The organism is Nocardioides dilutus (assembly GCF_054779555.1).
In genome coordinates this window covers 714,724-739,303 of sequence record NZ_BAAGYA010000003.1, presented here as the reverse complement: position 1 = coordinate 739,303, position 24,580 = coordinate 714,724, and the positions used below count along the sequence as shown (strand labels likewise).

Here is a 24,580-nt window from a genome sequence, read left to right as displayed (position 1 = left end):
ATTGGCCCTTCCGCGACCACCGGTCGCTCGGCCAGGCTGGGTGGCGTGACAGACACGTCAGTGATCGACGTCCACGGCCTGGTCAAGACCTTCGGCAACGTCCGGGCCCTCGACGAGCTCGACCTGCACGTGGCCCGCGGCGAGATCCATGGATTCCTCGGGCCCAACGGGGCCGGCAAGTCGACCACGATCCGGGTGCTGCTCGGCCTGTTGCGCAAGGACGCCGGGACGGTGCGGCTGCTCGACGGCGACCCGTGGCAGGAGGCGGCCGAGCTCCACCAGCGGCTCGCCTATGTCCCCGGCGAGGTCAACCTGTGGCCGGGGCTGACCGGTGGCGAGGTGATCGACCTCCTCGGCCGGCTCCGCGGGGGGCTCAACGAGGCCCGGCGCGCCGAGCTCATCGAGCGCTTCGAGCTCGATCCGACGAAGAAGGCACGCAGCTACTCCAAGGGCAACCGGCAGAAGGTGGCCCTGGTCGCGGCGCTCGCCTCCGACGTGGAGCTCCTGCTGCTCGACGAGCCGACGTCGGGACTGGACCCGATCATGGAGTCGGTCTTCCAGGACTACGTCGACGACTTCCGCGACCGCGGCAACACCGTTCTGCTCTCCAGCCACATCCTCGCCGAGGTCGAACGGCTCTGCGACCGGGTGAGCATCATCCGCACCGGCCGGTGTGTGGAGACCGGCACCCTCGGCGAGCTGCGCCACCTCACCCGGACCTCGGTGATGGCCGAGCTCGCGGCGCCACCGCAGGGCCTGGGTGACCTCGCCGGGGTCTACGACCTGCAGGTCGACGGCAACCGCGCCATGTTCGAGGTCGACACGGTCGAGCTCGACAACGCCGTGGGGGTGCTCCACCGGGCCGGCATCGTGTCCCTCACCAGCCAGCCGCCGACCCTCGAGGAGCTGTTCCTGCGTCACTACGGCGACGAGATCCCCCAAGCCCCCGAAGATGTCGAGGCCCAGGTGTCATGACCGGCACCTGGTCGTTCGTCCGGGTCTTCCTGCGGCGTGACCGATGGATGTTCCTGTGGTGGAGCGTCGGCGTCGCGATCCTCTACTGGAGCCAGGCCTGGAGCGTCGACGGTCTCTACACGTCCCAGGCCGACTTCGACCGAGCCGCCGCGAGCATGGAGGGCAACGCCGGGTTCATCGCCATGACCGGGCCGGCGCGGGCGCTCAACACCATCGGCGGCCAGGTGACCTGGCAGTCGGCAGCGTTCGGCGCGATCGCCGCCGGCCTGATGAGCATGTTCCTTGTGGGCCGGCACACGCGGGCCGAGGAGGAGTCGGGGCGCGACGAGATGCTCCGTTCGGCGGCCGTCGGACGGCACTCGACCACGGTCGCGGCGTACGTCACCGCGCTCCTTGCCAACCTGCTGCTCGGCACCCTGGTGGCCGTCAGCCTGGTCACCTACCCGCTCGAGGCCGCCGACTCGGTGGCTCTGGGCGTGGGGGTGGCGCTCTGCGGTGCCTTCTTCAGCGGGATCGCGCTGGTGGCCGCGCAGCTCACCTCGACCACCCGCGCGATGTACGGCATCACCGGCGGCGTGCTCGGCCTCGCCTACGCCCTGCGGGCGATCGGCGACGTCGGCAACCCGGCGTTGAGCTGGATGTCTCCGATCGGGTGGTACCAGGCGATGCACCCGTTCTCCGGACTGCGCTGGTGGCCGGCGCTGCTGCTGTTGGCGGGCTCGGTTGTCGCTGCGGCAGCGGCGTACGCCGTGTTCCTGCGCCGGGACTACGGCTCGGGGGTGCTCGCCGCGCGTCCCGGACCGGCGCGCGCCGCCGGGAGCCTGCATCGCGCTCCCGGGCTCGCCTGGCGCCTGCAGCGGGGATCCGTGCTGGGCTGGACGTTCGGGATGTTCCTCGGCGGTGTCGGCTACGGCACGCTCGGCGACGACGTCGAGGACCTCATGGGCGACTCCGACCTCATCCTGGACATGTTCGCGCAGGGCGGCGGCGCCCTGGTCGACGCGTTCTACGCGACGATGATCCTGACCCTGGCCCTGATCGGTTCGGGCTTCGCGATCTCCTCGGCGCTGCGCCCTCGTGGCGAGGAGGAGGCCGGCCGGGTCGAGGCGCTGCTCGCCACCGGGCTGACGCGGCGCGACTGGCTGCTCGGCCACGTGCTGGTGACCCTGGCCGGCACCGTGCTGGTGCTGATGGTGGCGGGTCTGGGGATGGGCATCGGCTATGCCCTGGTCACCGGCAAGGGCTCGGCGGTCGGCGACTACGTGCTACCGCTGCTCTCCCACCTCCCAGCCGTCCTGGTGCTCGCGGGAGCCGCGCAGCTGCTCTACGGCCTCGCCGCGCGCGTGGCGTTGCTGGCGTGGCTGGGACTGCTGTTCGCCTTCGTGGTCATGATGTTCGGCGCGATCTTCCGGATGCCGCAGTGGCTCCAGGACCTCTCGCCGTTCGAGCACCTGGCGCTGGTGCCGGCCCAGGACTTCGAGTGGACGCCGTTCCTGGTGCTCGGCGCGGTGGCGGCGGCGCTGAGTGTCGCGGGCCAGTTGGCCTTCCTGCGCCGGGACGTGCACTAGCGTCCGAGCCATGTGGCAGCCCGAGCCCGGCTGGGTGGCCCTGCGCAGCGGCACCGGGACCTCGACCGTCGGAGTGTGGCGGACGGTCCTCGGCGGCCGCCCGGTGGTGGTCAAGAGGCTCGGCGCGCCGGGTGAGCACGATCCGCCCGAGCTGAGAGACCCGACGCACTTCGCCTATTGGCGGCGGGCCGCCGACGTCGTCATCTCGGGGGTCGTCCTGCAGACACCCGGTCTCCGTGCGCCCGAGCTCACGTCGGTCGAGGAGGACCCCGAGGGCATCACGCTGACCGCGGACTGGGTGGAGGACGCCGCAAACAGCGGGCTCTTCGCCGCCCACGCCCTGGGCCGGTTCGCGGGCGCCCACCTCGGGGACAGGTCCTGGCTGGCCCGCGACCAGCTCAGGGACCGGATGCGCCGGGTCGAGCACCGCGGCGGCTGGCCCACCCTGGCGCGGACCACGGTCGCCGACATCGCCGACCACCTCTGGCGGCGGCGCGGAGCCCTGCTCGACGAGGCAGACCGGCTGCCGCAGGTGGCGCAGCACGGTGACCCGGTCCCGGCGAACCTGCCCGGCCGCCTCGGCGACGACGTTCTGGCCATCGACTGGGCCACGCTGGGGCACGGCCCGGTCGGCGCCGACCTCGGCTACTACCTCCTCAACGCACGGGAGGAGTTCGAGCCGCTCCTGGACGCCTACCTGCTCGGGCTCCCTGCGGGTCTCGCGACCCGCGAGGAGGTCGCCCACGGCGCTCGCGTGACCGCCGTCCTGACCGCGCTCAGCCGCGCCGAGTGGGCGCTGGCCAGGGTCGCCCGGGGAGAGGGGGCGCTCGCCGGGAAGTACCGTCATCCCGCGGTGGCCCCGCACCTACGCGTTCTCCAGCGACAGTTCCCGCTGATCGAGCAGCTCGTGGAGGGCTGAGGTCAGGGTTCGCCGGGGGCGCCGCGCGAGTGCAGCCGCCAGACCGCCGGTGGCGTCCCGCACTCGCGCTTGAACGCCCGGCTGAACGCCTCCTCGGCGTCGTAGCCGACCTGACGCGCGATCGCGGCGACCGACTGCGTCGTTTCCTGCAGGAGGTGCTTGGCCCGGTGCATCCGCCAGGTGGTGACGTAGTGCATCGGCGCGATGCCGAGGACGGAGCGGAACCGGTCGTCGAGGAGGGACCTGGAGACGCTGACGGCGGACGCCAGCTCGACGACGGTCCACTTGTGGCCGGGGGCGCCGTGCACGAGCGCCAAGGCACGGCCGAGGACCGGGTCGCGCAACGCGGCCAGCAGACCGCTGGGTGAGGTGGGCGCGGTGGCCAGGTGGAGCTTGAGCACCTCGATGAGCAGCATCTCGGGCAGGCGGGTCGTCACGCCGTCCGGGGCGCCCGCACCGATGCTGGTCTGCCGCGCGGCGTACTCGATGTTGGCGCGCACCCAGTCTGCGACGGGTCCCTCCGGCGGACGGACCACGAACACCGGAGGGAAGACCTGGAGTGCGGGGTCGAACAGGACGTCGTCGCTCAGCAGGTAGCCGCAGACGACGTCGGTGCGGGCGCCGTCTGCGCCGTAGCGGATCACCGGCATCTGGGGCCACGGGGGAGGCGGGATGAACGAGCTGACCGAGACCACCTCGGCCGGCTGCGTGCCACCCATCCGGTGCTGGTGACCGTAGGCCAGCACGACCACGTCGCCGGCGTCGGCCCAGTGCCGCTGCTGGTCCACCTCGACCCAGCAGCGGCCCTGGGCGATGAGGTGGAAGAAGGCGATGCGGTCGTTGCCCGGGGCGAGGAAGCCCGCCGTGGCCGGACCGGTCAGCGACTCGTAGGCCCAGGGCTCCTGGTACTCCGCGCGCAGGAAGATGGCGCCCTCCAGGCGGACCTGCTCGAGGGCGGACCGGAGCGCGTGGGTGGTTGCTGGCTGAGCCACCATGGCGCTCCGATCATCCGCCTCGGTCAGGGAGTCATGGTGGTCCTGCGCCCCCGCACCGAGACTCTCACTGTGACACGCCGACCGCGGCGTGACCACAGTCGAAGGGGGAACCGCGATGCCGCTCTACATGGACGTACACCACATGGGGGACCAGGTCGCCGCAGGCGATGTGGCCAAGGCGCACGCAGCCGACCTGGCCACGCAGGCCGCCTACGGCGTCGACTACCGGAGCTACTGGGTCGACGAGAGCAAGGGCAAGATCTTCTGCCTGGTCGAGGCCCCGGACGCCGACACCGCCGCCCGGGTGCACCGCGAGGCGCACGGCCTCGTGGCCGACGAGATCTACGAGGTCACCGAGGGCGTCTGACAGACCCCCGGCAGATCAGAGCTGCGCCGCCGAGAAGGTGTCGCAGTCGTCGATGGAAGCAGCGGCGAAGCCGGTCTCGAACCAGGCGACCCGCTGCTTCGACGAGCCGTGCGTCCAGCCCTCCGGGTTGACCTCGCCACCGGAGGCCTCCTGGATCCGGTCGTCACCGACGGCCTTGGCGGAGTCGATCGCCTCCTCGATGTCGGCGCGGTCGATCGCGTCGAAGATCTTCACGCCCTTGGCGTCGGTGGTGCTCATCGCGCCCTTGGTCCACATGCCGGCGTAGCAGTCGGCCTGGAGCTCCAGGCGCACGGCGTCGCTCTTGGGACCCTGCTGGGTCTGCACCTTGCCCAGGGTGCCCAGCAGGTTCTGGATGTGGTGGCCATATTCGTGCGCCAGCACGTAGGGCTCGACGAAGTCGCCGCCGCTGCCGCCGAGCTGGCCCTCGAGCACGTCCTCGAAGAACGTCGAGTCGAGATAGATGGTCTTGTCGAGCGGGCAGTAGAACGGGCCGACCGCCGAGCTCGCGTTGCCGCAGCCGCCGGTGGACACCGCCTCGGTGAAGGTGACGATCTCGGTGGGCGTGAACGCGGTCCCGGTCTGCGCCTCGAGAGTGCTCTGCCAGTAGGCCCGGAGCGAGTCCTCGACGAGCTCCCGCGCGCAGTCGGCGTTCTTGTTGGCGTCCGCCCCAGTCCTGCACTCGTTGTAGCGGTCCGTGGCGGTGTCGGTACCGGTGCCGCCGCCACCCCCATCGCCGCCCCCGGCGAACTGCACCACCAGGAAGATGATGATGATCAAGATGACGCCCCCGATGCCGCCACCGGCGGCGCCCGAGGGGATCGGCAGCCCTTGGAGTCCGCCCCCGGAGCGACCTCGGCCGGCGTCGCGGACGCCGCCTTTGTCGACGGTGGCCTTCGGGTTGAACCTCACCCCAATACACTAGTCACAGTCATGATCACCGCTCATCAGCTCGAGGTCCGAGCCGGTGCGCGGCTCCTCATGGAGGATGTCAGCTTCCGCGTCGCCCCCGGTGACAAGGTGGGGCTCGTCGGGCGCAACGGCGCCGGCAAGACGACGCTCACCAAGATCCTTGCCGGGGAGGCGCTGCCTGCTGCGGGCACGGTGCACACCACCGGCACCGTCGGCTACCTCCCCCAGGACCCGCGCACGGGCGACCCGACCGTCCTCGCCCGAGAGCGGATCCTGTCCGCGCGCGGGCTCGACGACGTCGTACGCCGCCTGCGTGCCTCGGAGAGCGAGATGGGCAGTGACGACCCGGAGGTACGCGACCGGGCGATGCGCCGCTACGAGCGGGCCGACGCCGACCTGCACGCCGGTGGGGGCTACGCCGCGGAGGCCGAGGCCGCCCAGATCGCCTCGAGCCTCGGCATCGAGGACCGGATCCTGGGACAGCCACTGTCGACGCTGAGCGGCGGTCAGCGGCGTCGCGTCGAGCTGGCCCGGATCCTGTTCTCTGGTGCGGACTCGATGCTGCTCGACGAGCCCACCAACCACCTCGACGCGGACTCGATCATGTGGCTGCGCGAGTTCCTGGCGTCCTACAAGGGCGGCCTGATCGTGATCAGCCACGACACGGGGCTCTTGGAGAGGACGGTCAACAAGGTCCTTCACCTCGACGCCAACCGGGCTGAGATCGACGTCTACAACATGGGCTGGAAGCCCTATCTGCTGCAGCGCGAGACCGACGAGAAGCGCCGCAAACGAGAGCGGATGAACGCCGAGAACAAGGCGAAGACGCTCACCGACCAGGCCAACCGGATGCGCGCCAAGGCCACCAAAGCGCAGGCGGCCCAGTCGATGCTCAAGCGGGCCGAGCGGCTCATGGCGGGCGTCGAGGCCGAACGGCAGTCTGACAAAGTCGCGCGGATCAAGTTCCCCGCCCCGGCGCCCTGTGGCAAGACGCCGCTGACCGCCAACGAGCTGTCGAAGTCCTACGGCTCGCTCGAGGTCTTCACCGACGTCGACCTGGCCATCGACAAGGGCTCACGCGTCGTCATCCTGGGCCTCAACGGCGCCGGCAAGACCACTCTGCTGCGCATCCTGGCAGGCGTCGACCGGTCCGACACGGGGCGCGTCGTCCCGGGGCACGGACTGAAGATCGGCTACTACGCCCAGGAGCACGAGACCCTCGACACCGACCGCACCGTGCTCGAGAACATGCAGAGCGCAGCCCCGCAGCTGACCGACACCGATGCCCGCTCGGTCCTCGGCGCGTTCCTGTTCTCCGGGGACGACGCCCACAAGCCGGCTCGTGTCCTCTCGGGTGGCGAGAAGACCCGGCTGGCCCTCGCCTCCCTCGTCGTCTCCAGCGCCAACGTGCTGCTCCTCGACGAGCCCACCAACAACCTCGACCCGGCCTCGCGCGAGGAAGTGCTCGCGGCGATCCGGACCTACGAGGGCGCGATCATCCTGGTGACCCACGACGAGGGCGCGGTGACGGCGCTCGACCCCGACCGGGTGCTGATCCTCCCCGACGGCGTCGAGGACCTCTGGAACGACGACTACGCGGACCTGGTGGCACTGGCCTGACCGTCGGCACCTCGCCGTACGCTCACCGCCATGACTCCCGACGACCTCACCGAGGCCGGACTGCGCCTCGATGTGACCGACACCGTCGCTACGGTGACGCTCGACCGGCCGGAGGTGCGCAACGCGCAGACGCCGGCGATGTGGCAGGCACTGCGCGAGATCGGCAGGACGCTCCCCGAGGCGGTCCGGGTCGTGGTGGTGCGGGGGAGCGGGCACAGCTTCTCGGCGGGCCTGGACCGGGCGATGCTCGACCCCGGCACGGGTGACGTCGCTCGGCTGCTGCAGCTCGACGACGCCGGGCTGAGCGCAGCCATCGACGGCTACCAGCAGGGCTTCACCTGGCTGCGCGACCCGCGCTTCGTCACCATCGCGGCTGTCCAGGGCTACGCCATCGGCGCGGGCTTCCAGCTCGCCCTGAGCTGTGACCTGCGGGTGGTGACCGAGGACGCCCAGTTCTCCATGAAGGAGGCGGCGCTCGGGCTGGTGCCCGACCTGACGGGAACAAAACCGCTGGTCGAGGCGGTTGGGTACGCCAGAGCACTCGAGATCTGCGCCACGGCGCGGATGGTTGGCGCCGCGGAGGCCGTGGACCTCGGTCTGGCACTGACCGCCGTCCCGGCCGACCGGCTGGACGCCACCGTCGCGGACCTCGTCGCCGCTCTGACCGCCCCGCTCGCGGGTGCGGTGTCCGAGACCAAGAGGCTGTTGCAGAGCGCGGCGGCCGCCGACCTGGAGACGCAACGCCGGGTGGAGCGGGAGGCTCAGTGCCGGCGGTTCCGCGAGCTGGCGCCGCTGATGGGTGCCCAGCCCGCGGGCTGACCCGGGAGCAGCACGGAGGTAGTCGATGAGCATGCACGGACCAGGGCCGGGGGCGGCGTTCCGCCACCTGCGCTCGGACCGCAGCGTCGTCAACAACCGGCTCGACCGGGGCACTGTGCGCCGCGTCATCGGCTTCGCCCGGCCACACCGCCGGCTGATCAGCGTCTTCCTCGGGCTGACCGTGGTCGACGCCGCGATGGTGGTGGTGATCCCCCTGCTGGTGCAGCGCATCGTCGACGAAGGGATCCTCAAGGGCGACAACGCCCTGGTGGCGTGGCTGGCGCTGGCCATGGCCGGGGTCGCGCTGATCAGCGCCGTGCTGGCCGTGCTCGGTGGCTGGCTGTCCTCCCGCATCGGCGAGGGGCTGATCTTCGACCTGCGCACCCAGGTGTTCGGCCACGTGCAGCGCCAGTCGCTCGCCTTCTTCACCCGCACCCAGACCGGCGCCCTTGTGAGCCGCCTCAACAACGACGTCATCGGCGCCCAGCGGGCGTTCACCAGCACCCTGTCGAGCACCGTCGCCAACTCGATCGCCGTGGTCGTCGTCGGCATCACCATGCTCGCCCTGAGCTGGCAGGTGACGCTGATGTGCCTGGCGCTGTTCCCGTTGCTCTTCCTCGTGTCCCGGTTCGTGGGCACCAAGCTCGCCGGCCTGACCCGGCAGCAGATGGACGGCAACGCGGACCTCGGCAACCTGATGACCGAGCGGTTCAACGTCGGCGGGGCGATGTTGCTCAAGCTGTTCGGCCGGCGCGGCGAGGAGGACGAGCAGTTCGCCGTCAAGGCGGCCAGGGTCCGCGACCTCGGGGTCCGCATCTCGCTGATCACCCGGCTCTTCTCCGCCTCGATGATGGCGGTGCCTGCGCTCGCGACCGCCATGGTCTACGGCCTCGGCGGCCAGCTGGCCATCGACGGCACGCTCACCGTCGGCACCCTCCTGGCGCTGGCCACCCTGCTCCTGCGCCTGCTGGGGCCTTTGCAGGGTCTCTCCAACGTGCGCATCGACGTGATGACCGCGCTGGTCAGCTTCGAGCGGGTCTTCGAGGTGCTCGATCTCCCCTCCCTGATCCAGGAGAAGTCCGGAGCCGTCGCCCTGCCACGCACCGCCTCGCGCCTCGAGTTCGACCACGTCGCCTTCACCTACCCCGGTGCCGACGACATCTCGCTGGCCTCGCTCGAGGCGGTGGCCCGGACCGAGTCGCGGGAGACCGTCCAGGTCCTCCACGACATCTCGTTCACCGCCGACAGCGGTCAGATGGTCGCCCTGGTGGGTCCGTCCGGCGCCGGAAAGACGACCATCACCCACCTCGTCGCCCGGCTCTACGACGTCGACTCCGGTGCGGTCCGGGTCGGCGGCCAGGACGTCCGCGACGTGACCCTGCAGTCGCTCGAGGACGTGGTCGGCTACGTCACCCAGGACGCCCACATGTTCCACGACACGATCCGCGCCAACCTGGTCTACGCCCGGCCCGGAGCCAGCGACCTGGAGATCTGGACCGCCCTCGAGGCTGCGCAGATCGCCGGCCTGGTCCGCGGGCTCCCCGACGGCTTGGACACCGTCGTCGGGGACCGGGGCTACCGCCTGTCGGGCGGCGAGCGGCAGCGCCTGGCCATCGCCCGGCTGCTGCTCAAGGCGCCGGCCATCGTGGTCCTCGACGAGGCGACCGCACACCTGGACAGCGAGTCCGAGGCGGCGGTGCAGCGGGCGCTCGACGCGGCCCTGGAGGGCCGCACGTCCCTGGTCATCGCCCACCGGCTCTCCACGGTCCGCGACGCCGACCTGATCCTGGTCGTCGAGGACGGCCGGATCGTCCAGCAGGGCACCCACACCGGCCTGCTCCGCGAGGGCGGTCTCTACGCCGATCTCTACCGCACCCAGTTCGCCGAGGACGTGCCTGCCTAGAGACGTGCCTGCCTAGAGTCGGGTCATGGACCTCGACCTCAAGGACCGCGTCTACATCGTCACCGGGGGGACCCGGGGGCTCGGCCGCGCTACCGCCGAGGTCCTGGTCGGCGAGGGAGCCCGGGTGGTCGTCTCCGGGCGGTCCCAGGAGGCACTCGACGACGTCGCGGCGGCGTACGGCGACTCAGCCCTGCCCGTCCGCGCCGACAACGCCGAAGCCGACACCCCGGGCCGACTGCTCACGGCCGCACGTGATCGCTGGGGCCGGCTCGACGGCGCGCTCATCAGTGTTGGTGGCCCGCCCGCCGGGCAGGTGAGCGCGATCGAGGACGAGCAGTGGCGGGCGGCGTTCGAGTCCGTCTTCCTGGGCGGTGTGCGGTTGTGCCGCGAGATCGGCGCGGCGCTGGGGGAGGGGGGCGCGCTCGCGCTGGTGCTCTCCTCCAGCGTGCGACAACCGGTCGGCAACCTGGCCGTCTCCAACGGGCTACGCCCCGGGCTGGCGATGGTCGCCAAGACCCTGGCTGACGAGCTCGGTCCCCGTGCGGTGCGGGTCAACGGGCTCCTCCCCGGCCGGATCGGCACCAACCGGGTCGCCGAGCTCGACGCTGCGACCGGCGACGCCGCGGCCGCCAAGGCTGCGGCGTTGTCGACCATCCCGCTCGGCCGCTACGGCGAGCCGGAGGAGTTCGGCCGGGCGGCGGCCTTCCTGCTGTCGCCGGCAGCCTCGTTCGTCACCGGGGCCATGCTCCCGGTCGACGGTGGGATGCTCCGCGCACTCTGAGCCGTCCTCGAGTCGCGCTTGCGCCCCTGCCGCTCACCACGCGGGCCGTTCTTCCTCTCGTCCCACGCGAGGTAGCAGAAGCCGAACACCGCCAGCACCCCGAAGAACCACCACTGCAGGCCATAGAAGAAGTGCGGGCCGTTGTCGAGCTCGGGCAGCTCGACGGGCGCCAGGCCCTCGGCCGGGGCCCCGTCCTCGGACCGGAGCTCGACGAACCCGCCGTAGACCTCGCGGCCCAGGGCCGCACCGATCTCCCTGCTGGAGATCGCCCGGGTCGACTGGTCGGTCACCCGGGTGCTGTCACCGGTGCCGTCGGCGCGCGCCCAGCCCGTCACCGTGACCACCCCGGACGGCGGTCCGGGGATGTCGCTGCGGTCGGTGCCGTCTGGTCTGGCCTCGAGCCAGCCCCGGTCGACGAGCAGGGCCGGCCCGTCGGCGGTCACCAGCGGTACGACCACGTCGATCCCGGAGACGCCCTCCCGGCTGCGGTAGCGGACCACCACCGCCTCCTCGGCGGCGTAGGTGCCGGTCGCCTCGACGAGACGCCACTCGTCGGTCTCGGCGACCGGACGGCCCACCGCCAGTACGTCGTCGACGGGCGCCGGGTCTTTGGTCTCGTTGGCCCGGACGACCTGGTTGTCGGCTTTGCGGTCGGTGAGCCGGTCGAACTGCCAGCTGCCGAGCCAGATCGTGCCCGCGACGAGGGCCGCCACCGTCAGGGCGAAGAGCACCCATCGACGGCTGAGCAGGAACCCCCACGAACGCACCCCTCGAGGCTAGCCGGGCCGTTCACCCGCGCGGGACCCGCCGCCGGGCACCCGCCGGGCGCCTACAGTGGGGCCATGCAGCTGGCAGACAGGTACGGGCGGGTCGCCACGGACCTGCGTGTCTCGCTGACCGATCGCTGCAACCTGCGCTGCTCCTACTGCATGCCCGAGGAGGGTCTCGACTGGCTCCAGAAGGCGACGCTGCTCACCGACGACGAGGTAGTGCGCCTGATCCGGATCGGGGTCGAGCTCCTGGGCGTGACCGAGGTCCGCTTCACCGGTGGCGAGCCCCTGCTCCGTCGGGGGCTGGCCGACATCGTGCGGCGTACGGCGGCGCTCGAACCCCGTCCCGAGACCTCGCTCACCACCAACGCACTCGGTCTGTCCCGGACGGCAGGGGCTCTCGCGGCCGCCGGCCTCAACCGGGTCAACGTCAGCCTGGACACGGTGCGGCCCGACACCTTCTGGGAGATCACCCGCCGCGACCGGATCGAGGAGGTCTTCGAAGGCCTCGCCGCCGCGAAGGCGGCGGGCCTGGGACCGGTCAAGGTCAACGCGGTGCTGCTGCGCGGCCTCAACGACGACCAGGCGCCGGAGCTGCTCCACTGGTGCCTCCAGCACGGCTACGACCTGCGCTTCATCGAGCAGATGCCGCTGGACGCCCAGCACGGGTGGAACCGCGACTCGATGGTCACCGCCGAGGAGATCCTGGCCTCGCTGGAGACCCGCTTCTCCCTCTCGCCCGCTTCGGAGCCGCGTGGGAGTGCGCCCGCCGAGCTCTGGACCGTGGACGGGGGCCCCGCCACGGTGGGCGTCATCGCCTCGGTCACCCGCCCCTTCTGCGGTGACTGCGATCGGGTGCGGCTGACCGCTGACGGTCAGGTCCGCAACTGCCTGTTCGCCCGTGACGAGTCGGACCTGCGCACGGCGCTGCGGGCCGGGGCCGACGACCAGGAGATCGCCGAGCGGTGGGTCATCGCGATGCGCGGCAAGCTGCCCGGGCACGGCATCGACGACCCGACCTTCCTCCAGCCCGACCGGCCGATGTCGGCCATCGGCGGCTAGGTCGCCTGCTGCTCCGTGGCCGTGACGAGCTCCGCCAGCAGCTCGCGGAGGGTCTGCACACGGCGCCGGCCGAGCGTGGCCGTCCACTCCGCCTCGATCCGCTCGACGACCGGGCGGCTGAGGGCAACCAGCTCCGCCCCGCGAGGCGCGATGTGCACGACCCGGGCGCGCGCGTCGGCAGGGTCCGGCTCGCGCCGGACGTAGCCGCGGCGCTCGAGCTGGTCGAGGATCGAGGTCAGCGTCTGCTTGGTGACCTGCGCCGCCTCGGCGAGGTCGGCCATCCGCGTACCGTCGGGCGAGATCCGCTGGAACACCCGCGCCTGGCTGATCTGAAGATCGTGGCCGTGCTGCCGGAGCTCGTCGAGGACCGCGGTCTCCATGGCCCGGTAGGGGATGAAGAGAAGCAGTCCCAGATTGAAGGCGGACGGGCCGGTCACGCTTCCTCCTTGCATCAGTCCGAAGTTCGGACCATAGTAGTACGAAGTTCGGACTAACGGAGGCTTCGATGCAGGACGACGCGTACTGGGAGACCGTGGCCCGGCTCCGCCTCGGTGTGGCCGACCAGCTGGAGACCTTGTCCGACGCCGACTGGGACGCACCCTCGCTGTGCGAGGGCTGGCGCGTGCGAGACGTCGCCGGTCATCTGTCGATCATCCCGACCGTGACCACGGCGGAGCTGGTGGCGGCCATGCCGCGCAACGGCTTCAACCTGCACCGGGTCAACACGTTCATTGCGCGCCGCTACGGGGCAGGTGAGCCGGCCGCCATCGTGGCGAGCATCCGTGAGCACGCCCACGACCGCACCACGGCGAAGGCACTCAACACTGCGGACTCGTTGTTCGACCTGGTGGTACACGGCCAGGACATGTTCAGGCCGCTGGGACAGCGTTTCGAGGTGTCGGCGGACGTCGCGGCCGCCGGGCTCGATCGCGTGTGGGAGATGGGGTGGCCGTTCCGGGCCCGACAGCGGCTCGCGCACGTGACTCTGACCGCCACTGACGCCGCTTGGACCACGGGCAGCGGGCCTGAGGTGCGAGGGCCTGCAGTGGCGCTGCTCCTGCTCCTCACGGGCCGCACGCGTGCCGCCTCCGGCGACCTGAGGGGACCCGGCGTCGAGCTGGTGCGGTGACCGTCCTGGCGCTCAGACCGAGAGGTCGGCCCCTGGCTCGTGCGCGACAGTGTCGCGAAGGAAGCCCCGTGCGCCCAAGAAGTCGCTGAGTGACTGCCGGTGGTCGTCGCAGGCCAGCCAGACCTTGCGGCGCTCGGGGGTGTGCAGCTTGGGGTTGTTCCACAGCAGCGCCCAGACGGCCTCACGCTGGCAGCCTTTGGCGGAGCAGAGGTCGGTCACGCCGGGCACTCCGAGGGGGGAGGGGAAATACAAAGTGGTGCCGGCCAACCACGGGGAGAGCTGTCCGGCACCACACCGACCGAGGACGAACCTGGTCGGCCTCCCAAGTCTGGCACGCGCTTGGTTGAAGTCAACTCCGCGCGGTGCCCGGACGGGGGGTGGTGTGGACCGTTTGGCTCCCGGGCCCGAGCTCCGGGCGTCCGGATCCGTCATCCAAGAGCGCGAACCCGTCCGCACGGCGGCTGGAGGCGTTGGCCATGACGACCGCGACGTAGGGCAGCACGAGGGCTCCCACGATCAGGATCGGCCACAGCCAGTGGATCCCGGCCAGGGACGCGAGGATGGCGCCGACGAAGCAGAGGGTGCGCAGCGTCATCGACAGCAGATAGCGGCGCTGGCGCGCCGCGATATCCGCGTTGCGGCTCTCGGCCGCCGTGGTGATGCGGACCGCGTCGTGCCGGTCGCGCCGCTCCCGGGCCATACCGCCACTGTACGACCGGCTCGGTGGACCGGCTGGGTCGCCTAGGCTCGGCGGCATGACGAACAGGACGTACCGCGTGACCGAGATCGTCGGGACCTCGCCGGAGGGCCTCGAGCAGGCCATCCACAACGGGGTCGAGAGAGCCGCCAAGACGCTGCGGCACTGCGACTGGTTCGAGGTCACCGAGGTTCGCGGCCAGGTCAAGGACGGCAAGGTCAACCACTTCCAAGTCGGACTCAAGATCGGGTTCCGGCTCGAGGACGACTAGCCTGCGCGTCACCAGCCGCGGCCCGGCCCGGTTTCGGGCTACCCGGCGGTAGTCGCTAGCGTCGCCGGGGTGAGCGAACCAAGATCCGTCCTGGTCACCGGCGGCAACCGCGGGATCGGGCGCGCGATCGCCGAGGCGTTCGTCGAGCTCGGTGACAAGGTCGCCGTGACGACGCGCAACGGCGGGGCGCCCGAGGGCACTCTCGACGTGCGCTGCGACATCACCGACGCCGCCGCCGTCGAGGCGGCGTTCGCGCAGGTGGAGGAGGCGCACGGTCCCGTCGAGGTGCTGGTCGCCAACGCCGGCATCACCAAGGACACGCTGCTCCTGCGGATGTCTGAGGAGGACTGGTCAGACGTCATCGACACCAACCTCACCGCCTCGTATCGGCTGGCCAAGCGCGCGTCCAAGGGCATGCTTCGGCTCAAGCGGGGCCGCATCATCTTCGTCTCCTCTGTCGTCGGCCTGCTGGGCTCGGCCGGGCAGGTCAACTACGCCGCGTCCAAGTCCGGCCTGGTCGGCATGGCCCGGTCGATTGCGCGGGAGCTCGGCTCGCGCTCGATCACCGCCAACGTCGTGGCGCCCGGGTTCGTCGAGACCGACATGACCGGGGTGCTGAGCGACGAGCAGAGGGCGGCGATCAAGACGCAGGTCCCGCTGGGGCGCTACGCCGTCCCGGAGGAGGTCGCCGCCGCGGTGACCTGGCTGGCCGGAGACGGAGCGGCCTACGTGACCGGGGCCGTGATCCCGGTCGACGGCGGACTCGGAATGGGGCACTGACATGGCAGGCACAGGCACAGGGATCCTCGAGGGCAAGCGCATCCTGGTCGCGGGCGTGACCATGGACAGCTCGATCGGTTTCGCGACCGCCAAGGTGGCGCAGGAGCAGGGCGCGACCGTCCTGATCTCCAACTTCGGTCGCGCGCTCGGCATCACGCGCCGGATCGCGAAGCGGCTCCCGACCGAGCCCCCGGTGCTCGAGCTGGACGTCACTGACGACGACCACCTGGCGGGTCTCGCCGACCAGGTCCGCGAGCACGTCGACGGCCTCGACGGCGTCGTCCACTCGATCGCCTACGGCAACCCCGAGACGTTGCTCGGCGGCAAGTTCCTCACCGGCCCGTGGCCCGACGTCGCGCAGGCCGTGCAGGTCTCGGCCTACTCGCTGAAGTCGCTGACAGAGGCGTGCCGCCCGCTCATGTCCAGCGGTGGCTCGGTGGTCGGCTTGACCTTCGACGCGACGGTCGCGTGGCCGGCGTACGACTGGATGGGCGTGGCCAAGGCGGCCCTCGAGTCCACCTCGCGCTATCTCGCCCGCGATCTGGGTCCTGAGGGCATCCGGGTCAACCTGGTCTCCGCCGGCCCGCTCAAGACGCTCGCGGCCAAGGCGATCCCCGGGTTCGAGGATCTGGAGAACATGTGGAGCACCCGAGCCCCGCTAGGGTGGGACAACACCGACCACGACCCGACGGCACGTGCTGTCTGCGCACTGCTCTCGGACTTCTTCCCCGCGACGACCGGCGAGATCGTGCACGTCGACGGCGGCCTGCACGCGATGGGGGCCTAGCCTCGGACGACCGAGGAGCCGCGGCCGGTAGCGTCCCGCGGGTGACCTCGGAACCGGAGTCCCTCGTCGAGCTGCGTGTCCTGGAGGGCCCGAACCTCTACTTCCCGCGGGCGGCCATCAAGCTGACCCTCGACATCAGCGGGTTGGCAGTCGCCTCCGAGGACTCGGTGCTGCGGTTCGCCGCCCGGATCGGGCTGCGGAACGCCCGACCGGGAGCGCCCGACTCCGGCTTCCGGCAGCGGTTCGCCCTGCGGGCCGTGGGCAGGCTGGTGCGGTCGATCGCCACGGAGGCCGGGACCTCTCGGCTCGGCGTACGGGTGCGACCGACGAGCGACCCGCACCAGATCGTCGTGGCCTACCCATGGGCGCACCGCGAGCGGGCCCGGGTGATGGGTCGAGCGGTGGCCGAGGTGCTCGACGCGCTGCCGCGCGGTGATGTCGAGGAGACCGTCGGCCACGCTGCGGAGATGGTGCGAGCGTCCGAGCCGGGCGCCAAGCCCCACACGATCACGCCGAAGGTGCCGGTGGTGGCCGTCACCGGCACCAACGGCAAGACGACGACCTCGCGGATGATCGCCCACATCGCGCGCACCGACGGTCGGCTCGTCGGCTGGTCCAACACCGACGGCATCTACATCGACGGCGAGCTCATCGAGGCGGGGGACTACTCGGGGCCGAGCGGGGCGGGCCGGGTGCTGGCTCACCCCGAGGTCGAGCTCGCGGTCACCGAGACCGCCCGGGGCGGCATCCTGCTCAAGGGGATCGGGCTGACCCGCAACGACGTCTCGGTCGTGACCAACGTGAGCGCCGACCACCTCGGCCTGCACGGGATCGACACGCTCGACCAGCTCGCCGAGGTCAAGGGCGTCGTGCCGCGGATCACCCGAAGGAGCGGCTGGGCGGTGCTCAACGGCGACGACCCGCGGGTGCTCGCCATGCGCAGCACCATCGTGGCGCAGCCCTGGGTCTTCTCGCGTGACCCGGCCTCGCCGGCGATCCGCGAGGTGATGGACGCGGGTGGGCGGGCGACCACCGTCATCGATGGTTGGGTGGCCGTGCTCAAGCCGGGCGCCGACCCCGACCCGCTGGTCGAGCTGGTCGACGTGCCCATGACCCTGGCCGGTCTCTCCCGCTTCAACGTCGAGAACGCGCTGGCGGCGGCCTCGGCCGCCCTGGCTGTGGGCATCCCGCGCGACGTTGTCGCCGAGGGGCTGCGCAGCTTCCTCCCGGACGCCGAGCACAACCCGGGCCGGATGAACCTCTTCTCGCTGCCGGCGACCCAGGGCGAGGTCAGCGTCGTCATGGACCTGGCCCACAACGAGGCGGGCCTCGAGGCGCTGCTGGAGATCATGGACGGCGTCCGCCGGCCGGGCTCACGCCTCCTGCTCGGCATCGGCGTGGTGGGGGACCGCACGGACGACCTCATCGAGTCGATCGGGGAGATCGCCGCGCGTGACGCGGACGTGATCGCGATCGGCCACAAGGAGCGCTACCTGCGGGGCCGGACCGTCGAGGAGCTCGACGCGCTGATGCGGGCCGGCGCCGAGCGCGTGGGCGTCACCGGTGTCCCGGCCTACCCCACCGAGGTGGCCTGCCTCGCCGCCCTGGTCGGCCAGGCCCTCCCCGGCGACGTCGTGGGCCTGATGTGTCACGCCGAGCGCCAGGAGGCCTACGACTGGATCGCCGAGCACGGCGGCACGCCGGACAGCCCGGACGTGCTCGTCGCCAAGGTGCGCGCCGCCCAGCGAGTCGGCGCTACTGACGAGCAGTAGCGCCGACTCGCGGGTGGGTGGGGTGGCGAGTCGTCGTTACTGACGAGCAGTAGCGCCGACTCGCGGCTCAGGCCTCCGACGGCGCGGCCGGCTGGTAGTCCGGGTCTGCGGCGGGTGCGTCGGCACTGACCCCGGCGCCCGCCTGGGCCTGCGGCGACCAGTTCTCCAGCTCGGTCATCACCTCGGCGTGCATGTCGACGCAGATCACGACGAGGTCGCCCTTGTTGGCGCGGGCCATGGCGTGCCGGACCGCCTCGATCTCCTCGTGGCACTCCTCGACCTGCTTGCAGCGCGCACCCTCGGCCATCGCGGTCCGCACCCCCTCGGCGACCAGCCCGGCCACGTCGCCACGCTCCCGGCCGCGCAGCGCCACGTCCTCGCGGACGATCACCACGTCGAAGTGCTGTGCGGCCACCTGGCCCAGCTCGCGCATGTCCTCGTCGCGGCGGTCTCCGGCGGTCGCGACGACGCCGATCCGGGAGGGACGAGCCAGCTCGTGGGCAGACTCCATGGAGTCGCCCATCCGGTCGACGAAGTCGCCGAGCATTCTCATGCCGGGGGCGTTGTGGCAGTAGTCGACGATGACGTTGACGCCGTTGACCTCGACCTCGTTGAGCCTGCCCGGGGAGAGGTAGTAGTTCGTCGAGAACGAGCGCAGGCCCTGGCGGATGTCATGCAGCGGCGCCCCGGTGGCGAACGCCGCGGCGGCGGCGGCGAGCGCATTCTGGACGTTCATCCGGGCCCGGCCGCCGAACGTGGCGGGCAGCAGGTGGGTCCAGGCGAGCTGCATCTCGCGCGGGCCGTGCTTGACCACGATCATCTCGCCGCGCTCGGACGGGTTGAGGACGAGGGCCTTGCCGCCGCGGCGGCAGTGGGCGTCGATCATGTCCCTGATCTCGGAACCCGGCTCGTCCATGGAGAACCAGACGACCTGGCCCGAGCAGCGGCGACGCATCTCCCGGACCAGTGGGTCGTCGGCGTTCAGCACCGCGTGGCCGTCGCGCGGGACGGCCTCCACCAGGACCGCCTTGACGTCCGCCAGCTGCTCGACGGTGTCGATGCCACGCAGCCCCAGGTGGTCGGGCTGGACGTTGAGGACCACCGCCACGTCGTTGCGCTCGTAGCCGAGGCCCTCGCGCAGGATGCCACCCCGGGCGACCTCGAAGACCGCGGTGTCGACACGCGGGTTCTGGAGCACCATCCGCGCCGACCGCGGACCGGAGGCGTCGGCCCGGATGACCAGCCGCTCGTCGATCACCACGCCGTCGGTGGAGGTCATGCCGACCTTGCGGCCCATGCCCTTGAAGATGTGGCTGATCATCCGCGAGGTGGTCGTCTTGCCGTTGGTGCCGGTGACCGCCACGATCGGGATCCGCGACGTCGCGCCCGGTGGGAAGAGCATGTCGACGACCGGCTTGGCGATGAACTGGGGCTCGCCGATCGTGGGGTGGGTGTGCATCCGGAAGCCCGGGGCCGCGTTGACCTCGCAGATCGCGCCGCCGGTCTCCCGCACCGGCTCGGTGATGTCGGGGCAGATGAAGTCGATCCCGGCGATGTCGAGGCCGACCATCCGGGCCGCCTCCTCGGCGATCTCGACGTTCTCCGGGTGCGCCTCGTAGGTGCGGTCGATGGAGATGCCCCCGGTGGACATGTTGCCGGTGAGCGCGAGCTTCACCATCAGGCCCTCGGGGGGTACGTCGGTCATCTCGAAGCCCTGGTCGCGGACCCGCTCGACCGCCGCGTCGTCGACCTTGATCCGGGTGAGGACCTTCTCGTGGCCGACGCCGCGCCGCGGGTCGGCGTTTGCGGTGTCGACGAGCTGCTCGACGGTGGACGTCCCGTCGCCGGTGACCGACGCGGGTACGCGCTCGGCGATGGCAGCGACCCGGCCGTCGATGATCAGGCAGCGGTAGTCCTTGCCCAGGATGAGCGACTCGACGACGATCACGCCGCGCCGGGACTCGGCCTTGGCGACCTCGAACGCCTCGCGGACCTCGGCCTCGCTGTTGAGGTCGAGGCAGACGCCGCGGCCGTGGTTGCCGTCCAGCGGCTTCAGGACGACCGGGTAGCCGATCCGTTCGGCCACCCGGACCGCCTGGTCCGCGGTGCGCACCGACTCCTGCTTGGGCACCGGCAGCCCAGCGGCGCCCAGGAGGCGGGTGGTGAGGTCCTTGTCCGAGGCGATGTCGACCGCGATCGCCGAGGTCGCCGACGTCATGGTGGCCCGGATCCGCTTCTGGTGGACACCCTGGCCGAGCTGGACCAAGGAGTACTGGTTGAGGCGGAGCCACGGGATGTCCCGGGAGACGGCCTCGTCGAGGATCGCCTGCGTCGAGGGACCGAACGCCGTGCGCTCGGCGCGCAGGATGAAGCTCTCGAGCTCGGCGTCCCAGTCCAGCTCCGGGTCGGGCTGGACGAGGTGGTTGACCAGCCGCACGGCGAGCTTGGCCGCCGCGAGCCCGACCTGCTCGTCGACGTAGCCGAAGATCACGTTGTAGTGGCCGGGTTCGCCCTTCACCGCCCGGGTCTTGCCGCGGCGGATGTCGTGGCCCACCACCTGCTGCAGCGCCAGGGCGGCGTGCTCGGCGACGTGTCCGAGCCACGTGCCCTCGTGCAGGCGCTCGACGAACCCGCCGCGCTTGCCGCGCGAGCACGAGTGTTCGCGCAGGCCGGGGAGCATCTCGAGGATGTGGTCGGTGAAGCCGGGGATCGTGTTGGTCGGGAACTTCTCGAGCGACCCCAGGTCGACGACGAGGTGGATGGCCTTGTCGTAGGACCAGATGTTGGCCCCGCGGTAGACCCGGGTCTCGAGGATCGCGAGGTCGGGCGTCGGGCGTTCGGTCATGGGGTAGTGCCCTCCTGGTCGGAGCGGATCGTCCGTCGGGCGGCGCGCGAGCGTCTCAGCCGGCGCCGCAGCGTGGTGGGCGAGGCGTCGGCGGCGGCGATGTCGCGGGCCATCTGGCGCAGGTCGTGGCCGGCCTCGACGATCTCCAGCTCCTCGAGCGGGTCGACCACCTGCACAGTCGGGAGCAGCGTGCGCGTGGTGAGGTCGAACCTGGACCCGTCGGGAAGCACGTGCAGGACCACCCCGCTGGCGAGGATCGGCACGGAGCGCTTCGCCTCGTAGGCGTTGGTCACCATCTGGGCCGGATCCATGACCGTCACAGCGCCCCGGCCGACGACCCGCAGGATCTCGTGGGGCCCGTCCAGCTCGTCCTGCGTCTCGACGACCGCGGCAGTGTCCTCGTCCACACCCAGACCGAGCAGCGATGGCGACTGGGAGACGATCATCAAGAGCCGACCGTAGCGGTTGCGCTGGTCGAAGTGCTGGTCGATCACCGTGGACCGGAGCAGGCCCAGCCCGGCCGCGACCTGCGTCATCCGCTGCTTGGGGGTGGCGCCACCCACACCGAACGCGACCATGTGGCTGGACTGGATGCTGGCGCCGGCCGACGTGCCTGCCACGACGACGCCCCGTCGGTGTGCCGCGACGATCGCGTCGCCGACCGGCGTACCGCAGATGACCGCGCTCAGCTTGAGCTGGTTGCCACCGGTCATGAAGATGCCGGTGGCGTCCTCGATCCGTTTGACCAGCCCGTCGCTCGACGCCTCCTCACGACTCTGCGGCCGGACCTCGGTCACCTCCGCCGCTCCCTCGGCGCGGAACAGGGCGTCGTAGACGTCGACGATCTCCGGACCGAGCGACGACGCAGTCGGGATCACCGCGATGCGGGCGTCGAGGCCACCCGCGGCCGCCGCGAACTCCTTGAGGATGCGGCGCTTGCGCAGCTTGTCCTCCGCCCCTCCGATGATCATCAGCGGGCCAGCCATGAGCGCAACCCTAGGTCCTGACAGAGTGGGACCCGTGAGGACCATCGTCGTGATGCGCCACGCCAAGGCGGAACACACGGGAGCGACCGACTTCGAGCGCCACCTGGCCCAGCGCGGCCGCGCCGACGCCGCGGAGGCGGGCCGCTGGCTGGCGGCCCGTGGGGTGGAGCCCGAGCTGGCCCTGGTGTCGGCCGCGGTCCGGACCCAGGAGACCTGGGACGCCCTGGTCGAGGGCGCCGGCTGGGACCTGGACGCCGAGCTGCTCGACGGTCTCTACTCCGCGGGCACCCAGACCGCCCTGGACCTGCTGCGCGAGGTCGACGACGGGATCACGAGCGTGATCGTGGTCGGGCACAACCCGACCATCGCCTCGCTGGCCGCGATCCTCGACGACGGCGAGGGCGACGAGGAGGCCGGCAACCAGCTGGCGCTGGGCTACCCGACCTCGGCGCTCACCGTGTTCGAGTACGACGGCAGGTGGTCCGAGCTCGACGAGGCCAGCGCCAGCGTCGTGGCGTTCCACGTCGGGCGCGCGTGAGTTTCACCGGCTAGCCGGTGAAACTCCTCCGCCCCGCTCACACCGGCGGCGCGGGGGTCACCACGCCGGCCTCGAGGTCGGCGGCCTCGATCTCCTCGCGGCTGATGCCGAGCAAGTACATGATCGCGTCGAGGTAGGGGACGTTGACCGCGGTGTCGGCCGCGTCGCGGACGAGCGGCTTGGCGTTGTAGGCGATGCCGAGCCCGGCGGCGTTGAGCATGTCGAGGTCGTTGGCGCCGTCCCCGATGGCGATGGTTGCCGCCTCGGTCAGGCCGAGCTCGGCGGCGAACTCGCGCAGGGCGCGGGCCTTGCCGGCCCGGTCGACTACGTCGCCGACGATGTTGCCGGTGAGCTTGCCGTCCACCACCTCGAGCTCGTTGGCGCGGGAGAAGTGGATGCCGAGGTCCGCGGCCAGCCGGTCGGTGATCTGGCTGAAGCCGCCCGAGACCAGCGCGAAGCGGTAGCCCAGGCGGCGCAGCACCCGGACCAGGGTGCGGGCGCCCGGGGCGAGCACGATGGCGTCGTAGACCTCGTCGAAGGCGGAGACGTCGACCCCCTCGAGCAGCTTGACCCGCGAACGCAGCGACTCCTCGAAGTCCAGGTCGCCGCGCATGGCGGCCTCGGTGACCTCGGCGACCTCGTTGCCGTAGCCGGCGTGCTCGGCGAGCATCTCGATGACCTCGCCCTGGATCAGGGTCGAGTCGACGTCCATGACGATCAGCCGCATGCTGCGCCGCAGCAGGTTGGCGGGCTGGACCGCGACGTCGACACTCTGGGCGGCCGCCTCACTGGCGAGGATGGCCCTGAGCTTCTCGGGTTCGACGCCGGAGACGTGCAGGTCGATGGCGGTGACCGGGTAGCGCGCCATCCGGACGATCCGGTCGATGTTGGCGCCGCTGTCGGCGATCCGCCCGACGATGGCCGCCATCGCCGACGCCTTGAGCGGGGTGCCGATGACCGTGACGTGGGAGCGACCGCCGCGCCGGGCCTTGTTGTCACCGCTGCCGCGCTCGACCTCGACGTTCATACCGAGGCCGGCCGCGGTCTCCTCGACCGCGGCCCGCAGCTTCTTCCAGTCCCGGGGGGCGGTCACCAGGACGCCGAGGACCAGACGGCGCCGCAGCACGATCTGCTCGATGTCGAGGACCTCGACACCCGCCCGCGCCAGCGTCGCGAAGACCGCGGAGCTCACCCCGGGGCGGTCCTTGCCGGTCAGCGTGATGAGCAGGGTGTCAGGGCGTCGTTCGCCGTGCAGGTCACCGTCCATCGCGCCTCGAGGCTATCGCCGCTCGACTGGTGTCGGTGGCAGGGTCCACGGTCAGAGGTCCGGCGGCCAACCCTCCGGCGACGCCGCGGCCACCAGCGCTCGGCGTCCTGCGCGCCCGAGTGGCGCGAGCGCCGAGCGGCGCGCCTGCGCGTCGTGGGCCGTCAGTGCTCCGCCGTCGTCCTCGAGCCCCAGCTCGGCGATCTCCAGTGCCTGCAGCCCACGGGCCGCCAGGTCGGCGCAGCGAGGTGGCACCCCGTTCGGGGCGACCAGTCGGGGCCGGTGCCGCAGGTTCATCAGCCGGTCGGCGACCTCGGGTCGCCAGCGGGCCACCTCGAGCCGGGCGAGCGTGTCGGCGGCCTCCAGCAGGGCCACGCGGAGCTCGCGGTCCGCCTCGCCGACGTCGGGCAGCTGGCGACGGTCGGCCGGGTGGGGGCGCCAGGTAACGGCGGCGCCGACGCGTTCCGGCACCAGCCCGCTGATCGGGAACGACGCCGCGTCCAGCACCAGGACCGCCTCACCGGCCTCGAGCGCCGCGGTGTTGAACGCCGCCGGTCCGCCCAAGCCCACCAGGTCGCCGTCGGCGGGGATCGCCGCCCCGATCGCGTCGGCACCTCTGGACCGTAGGGCCCCGAGCCCGGTCACGAGCGACTCGGCTGGGGTGTCGTGGGCGCCCAGGAGGTGCGTCGCGTCATCGCCCACGACCGCGTCGATCAGCTCGTCCGCGACCACGTGACCGCGCAGCCAGGAGGTGCCCCACCAGGCGAGCCGGATCGATGCAGGGAGCACGACGGAGACGGTA

At 71.5% G+C, this 24,580-nt stretch carries 25 protein-coding genes; 15 read left to right on the top strand and 10 right to left on the bottom strand.

Annotated features, from left to right (window positions below; genetic code table 11):
* Window positions 1–36 precede the first annotated feature (36 nt).
* The 3 genes from ACYVC6_RS19285 to ACYVC6_RS19275 are packed head-to-tail and all read left to right on the top strand — an operon-like array spanning window position 37 to window position 3,462.
* Window positions 37–975 carry an ABC transporter ATP-binding protein gene (locus ACYVC6_RS19285; RefSeq protein WP_460716520.1) on the top strand — a complete coding sequence of 313 codons (939 nt, stop codon included), beginning with the start codon at window positions 37–39 and terminating at the stop codon, window positions 973–975.
* Window positions 972–2,543 carry an ABC transporter permease gene (locus tag ACYVC6_RS19280; protein ID WP_460716078.1) on the top strand — a complete coding sequence of 524 codons (1,572 nt, stop codon included), beginning with the start codon at window positions 972–974 and terminating at the stop codon, window positions 2,541–2,543. The genes ACYVC6_RS19285 and ACYVC6_RS19280 overlap by 4 nt, the downstream gene beginning before the upstream one ends.
* A 10-nt stretch (window positions 2,544–2,553) precedes the next feature.
* Window positions 2,554–3,462, top strand: a complete 909-nt coding sequence (locus ACYVC6_RS19275) for a phosphotransferase (protein WP_460716077.1) — start codon at window positions 2,554–2,556, stop codon at window positions 3,460–3,462.
* Window positions 3,463–3,464: 2 nt separating this feature from the next.
* On the opposite strand, the gene ACYVC6_RS19270 is transcribed toward ACYVC6_RS19275, so the two are convergent.
* The gene (locus ACYVC6_RS19270; RefSeq protein WP_460716076.1) at window positions 3,465–4,454 is read right to left on the bottom strand and encodes an AraC family transcriptional regulator; all 990 of its coding nucleotides are present in this window, start codon (window positions 4,452–4,454) and stop codon (window positions 3,465–3,467) included.
* 118 nt (window positions 4,455–4,572) lie between these two features.
* Between ACYVC6_RS19270 and ACYVC6_RS19265 the strand changes: the two genes are divergently transcribed.
* The gene (locus ACYVC6_RS19265) at window positions 4,573–4,824 is read left to right on the top strand and encodes a DUF4242 domain-containing protein (RefSeq protein WP_460716075.1); all 252 of its coding nucleotides are present in this window, start codon (window positions 4,573–4,575) and stop codon (window positions 4,822–4,824) included.
* A 15-nt stretch (window positions 4,825–4,839) separates the two neighbouring features.
* Here ACYVC6_RS19265 and ypfJ read toward each other — a convergent pair whose 3' ends face one another.
* Window positions 4,840–5,754, bottom strand: a complete 915-nt coding sequence (gene ypfJ / locus ACYVC6_RS19260) for a KPN_02809 family neutral zinc metallopeptidase (RefSeq protein ID WP_460716074.1) — start codon at window positions 5,752–5,754, stop codon at window positions 4,840–4,842.
* A 21-nt stretch (window positions 5,755–5,775) separates the two neighbouring features.
* Here ypfJ and ACYVC6_RS19255 point away from each other — a divergent pair, with 21 nt between their 5' ends.
* From ACYVC6_RS19255 to ACYVC6_RS19240, 4 genes are read left to right on the top strand one after another with little or no spacing between them, the layout of a single operon-like run.
* Window positions 5,776–7,374, top strand: a complete 1,599-nt coding sequence (locus tag ACYVC6_RS19255; protein WP_460716073.1) for an ABC-F family ATP-binding cassette domain-containing protein — start codon at window positions 5,776–5,778, stop codon at window positions 7,372–7,374.
* A 30-nt stretch (window positions 7,375–7,404) separates the two neighbouring features.
* A complete protein-coding gene (locus tag ACYVC6_RS19250) occupies window positions 7,405–8,193 on the top strand; it encodes an enoyl-CoA hydratase/isomerase family protein (protein WP_460716072.1) in 789 nt (262 codons plus the stop codon).
* Window positions 8,194–8,218: 25 nt separating this feature from the next.
* On the top strand, window positions 8,219–10,096 hold the full coding sequence (locus ACYVC6_RS19245; protein WP_460716071.1) for an ABC transporter ATP-binding protein: 1,878 nt from the start codon (window positions 8,219–8,221) through the stop codon (window positions 10,094–10,096).
* 25 nt (window positions 10,097–10,121) lie between these two features.
* A complete protein-coding gene (locus tag ACYVC6_RS19240) occupies window positions 10,122–10,877 on the top strand; it encodes an SDR family oxidoreductase (protein ID WP_460716070.1) in 756 nt (251 codons plus the stop codon).
* On the opposite strand, the gene ACYVC6_RS19235 is transcribed toward ACYVC6_RS19240, so the two are convergent.
* Entirely contained in the window at window positions 10,763–11,644 is an 882-nt protein-coding gene (locus tag ACYVC6_RS19235; RefSeq protein WP_460716069.1) for an SURF1 family cytochrome oxidase biogenesis protein, read from the bottom strand. The genes ACYVC6_RS19240 and ACYVC6_RS19235 overlap by 115 nt on opposite strands.
* A gap of 75 nt (window positions 11,645–11,719) precedes the next feature.
* Between ACYVC6_RS19235 and moaA the strand changes: the two genes are divergently transcribed.
* Window positions 11,720–12,709 carry a GTP 3',8-cyclase MoaA gene (gene moaA / locus ACYVC6_RS19230; RefSeq protein ID WP_460716068.1) on the top strand — a complete coding sequence of 330 codons (990 nt, stop codon included), beginning with the start codon at window positions 11,720–11,722 and terminating at the stop codon, window positions 12,707–12,709.
* Here the strand turns inward: moaA and ACYVC6_RS19225 are convergent.
* Complete coding sequence (locus ACYVC6_RS19225) at window positions 12,706–13,146, bottom strand: MarR family winged helix-turn-helix transcriptional regulator (RefSeq protein ID WP_460716067.1); 441 nt, start codon at window positions 13,144–13,146, stop codon at window positions 12,706–12,708. The two genes, moaA and ACYVC6_RS19225, sit on opposite strands and share 4 nt — an antisense overlap.
* 68 nt (window positions 13,147–13,214) lie before the next feature.
* On the opposite strand from ACYVC6_RS19225, the gene ACYVC6_RS19220 reads away from it, so the two are divergent.
* Window positions 13,215–13,838 (top strand): maleylpyruvate isomerase family mycothiol-dependent enzyme, encoded by a 624-nt coding sequence (locus ACYVC6_RS19220; protein ID WP_460716066.1) that lies wholly within the window; start codon window positions 13,215–13,217, stop codon window positions 13,836–13,838.
* A 12-nt stretch (window positions 13,839–13,850) separates the two neighbouring features.
* Here ACYVC6_RS19220 and ACYVC6_RS19215 read toward each other — a convergent pair whose 3' ends face one another.
* Together ACYVC6_RS19215 and ACYVC6_RS19210 are read right to left on the bottom strand one after the other, a co-directional pair.
* On the bottom strand, window positions 13,851–14,057 hold the full coding sequence (locus tag ACYVC6_RS19215) for an acetone carboxylase (RefSeq protein WP_460716065.1): 207 nt from the start codon (window positions 14,055–14,057) through the stop codon (window positions 13,851–13,853).
* A 130-nt stretch (window positions 14,058–14,187) separates the two neighbouring features.
* Window positions 14,188–14,538: a DUF3099 domain-containing protein gene (locus ACYVC6_RS19210; RefSeq protein WP_460716064.1), complete on the bottom strand. Its 351-nt coding sequence runs from the start codon at window positions 14,536–14,538 to the stop codon at window positions 14,188–14,190.
* A gap of 55 nt (window positions 14,539–14,593) precedes the next feature.
* Here ACYVC6_RS19210 and ACYVC6_RS19205 point away from each other — a divergent pair, with 55 nt between their 5' ends.
* The 4 genes from ACYVC6_RS19205 to ACYVC6_RS19190 all read left to right on the top strand — a co-directional run bounded on the left by ACYVC6_RS19205 (window position 14,594) and on the right by ACYVC6_RS19190 (window position 18,145).
* Window positions 14,594–14,806 carry a dodecin gene (locus ACYVC6_RS19205; protein ID WP_292670818.1) on the top strand — a complete coding sequence of 71 codons (213 nt, stop codon included), beginning with the start codon at window positions 14,594–14,596 and terminating at the stop codon, window positions 14,804–14,806.
* 69 nt (window positions 14,807–14,875) lie between these two features.
* The gene (gene fabG, locus ACYVC6_RS19200; RefSeq protein WP_460716063.1) at window positions 14,876–15,586 is read left to right on the top strand and encodes a 3-oxoacyl-ACP reductase FabG; all 711 of its coding nucleotides are present in this window, start codon (window positions 14,876–14,878) and stop codon (window positions 15,584–15,586) included.
* A 1-nt stretch (window position 15,587) separates the two neighbouring features.
* A complete protein-coding gene (gene fabI, locus ACYVC6_RS19195; protein ID WP_460716062.1) occupies window positions 15,588–16,373 on the top strand; it encodes an enoyl-ACP reductase FabI in 786 nt (261 codons plus the stop codon).
* A 41-nt stretch (window positions 16,374–16,414) separates the two neighbouring features.
* Window positions 16,415–18,145 carry a Mur ligase family protein gene (locus ACYVC6_RS19190; RefSeq protein ID WP_460716061.1) on the top strand — a complete coding sequence of 577 codons (1,731 nt, stop codon included), beginning with the start codon at window positions 16,415–16,417 and terminating at the stop codon, window positions 18,143–18,145.
* 67 nt (window positions 18,146–18,212) lie between these two features.
* On the opposite strand, the gene cphA is transcribed toward ACYVC6_RS19190, so the two are convergent.
* Window positions 18,213–20,990 (bottom strand): cyanophycin synthetase, encoded by a 2,778-nt coding sequence (gene cphA / locus ACYVC6_RS19185; protein ID WP_460716060.1) that lies wholly within the window; start codon window positions 20,988–20,990, stop codon window positions 18,213–18,215.
* Entirely contained in the window at window positions 20,987–21,976 is a 990-nt protein-coding gene (locus ACYVC6_RS19180) for a cyanophycinase (protein WP_460716059.1), read from the bottom strand. Before ACYVC6_RS19180 ends, cphA begins: the two co-directional genes overlap by 4 nt.
* A gap of 34 nt (window positions 21,977–22,010) precedes the next feature.
* Between ACYVC6_RS19180 and ACYVC6_RS19175 the strand changes: the two genes are divergently transcribed.
* On the top strand, window positions 22,011–22,514 hold the full coding sequence (locus ACYVC6_RS19175; RefSeq protein WP_460716058.1) for a SixA phosphatase family protein: 504 nt from the start codon (window positions 22,011–22,013) through the stop codon (window positions 22,512–22,514).
* A gap of 37 nt (window positions 22,515–22,551) precedes the next feature.
* Here the strand turns inward: ACYVC6_RS19175 and serB are convergent, their stop codons facing one another.
* Together serB and ACYVC6_RS19165 are read right to left on the bottom strand one after the other, a co-directional pair.
* Window positions 22,552–23,781, bottom strand: a complete 1,230-nt coding sequence (gene serB / locus ACYVC6_RS19170) for a phosphoserine phosphatase SerB (RefSeq protein ID WP_460716057.1) — start codon at window positions 23,779–23,781, stop codon at window positions 22,552–22,554.
* Between the two features lie 51 nt (window positions 23,782–23,832).
* The gene (locus ACYVC6_RS19165; RefSeq protein WP_460716055.1) at window positions 23,833–24,567 is read right to left on the bottom strand and encodes a hypothetical protein; all 735 of its coding nucleotides are present in this window, start codon (window positions 24,565–24,567) and stop codon (window positions 23,833–23,835) included.
* Window positions 24,568–24,580: the final 13 nt, after the last annotated feature.

Bases quoted from the DNA above. Each gene is read 5' to 3' on its own strand.
- ACYVC6_RS19280 (WP_460716078.1), top strand. From the start codon at position 972: ATGACCGGCACCTGGTCGTTCGTCCGGGTCTTCCTGCGGCGTGACCGA.
- ACYVC6_RS19275 (WP_460716077.1), top strand. From the start codon at position 2,554: ATGTGGCAGCCCGAGCCCGGCTGGGTGGCCCTGCGCAGCGGCACCGGG.
- ACYVC6_RS19265 (WP_460716075.1), top strand. From the start codon at position 4,573: ATGCCGCTCTACATGGACGTACACCACATGGGGGACCAGGTCGCCGCA.
- ACYVC6_RS19255 (WP_460716073.1), top strand. From the start codon at position 5,776: ATGATCACCGCTCATCAGCTCGAGGTCCGAGCCGGTGCGCGGCTCCTC.
- ACYVC6_RS19250 (WP_460716072.1), top strand. From the start codon at position 7,405: ATGACTCCCGACGACCTCACCGAGGCCGGACTGCGCCTCGATGTGACC.
- ACYVC6_RS19245 (WP_460716071.1), top strand. From the start codon at position 8,219: ATGAGCATGCACGGACCAGGGCCGGGGGCGGCGTTCCGCCACCTGCGC.
- ACYVC6_RS19240 (WP_460716070.1), top strand. From the start codon at position 10,122: ATGGACCTCGACCTCAAGGACCGCGTCTACATCGTCACCGGGGGGACC.
- moaA (WP_460716068.1), top strand. From the start codon at position 11,720: ATGCAGCTGGCAGACAGGTACGGGCGGGTCGCCACGGACCTGCGTGTC.
- ACYVC6_RS19220 (WP_460716066.1), top strand. From the start codon at position 13,215: ATGCAGGACGACGCGTACTGGGAGACCGTGGCCCGGCTCCGCCTCGGT.
- ACYVC6_RS19210 (WP_460716064.1), bottom strand. From the start codon at position 14,538: ATGGCCCGGGAGCGGCGCGACCGGCACGACGCGGTCCGCATCACCACG.
- ACYVC6_RS19205 (WP_292670818.1), top strand. From the start codon at position 14,594: ATGACGAACAGGACGTACCGCGTGACCGAGATCGTCGGGACCTCGCCG.
- fabI (WP_460716062.1), top strand. From the start codon at position 15,588: ATGGCAGGCACAGGCACAGGGATCCTCGAGGGCAAGCGCATCCTGGTC.
- cphA (WP_460716060.1), bottom strand. From the start codon at position 20,990: ATGACCGAACGCCCGACGCCCGACCTCGCGATCCTCGAGACCCGGGTC.
- ACYVC6_RS19180 (WP_460716059.1), bottom strand. From the start codon at position 21,976: ATGGCTGGCCCGCTGATGATCATCGGAGGGGCGGAGGACAAGCTGCGC.
- serB (WP_460716057.1), bottom strand. From the start codon at position 23,781: ATGGACGGTGACCTGCACGGCGAACGACGCCCTGACACCCTGCTCATC.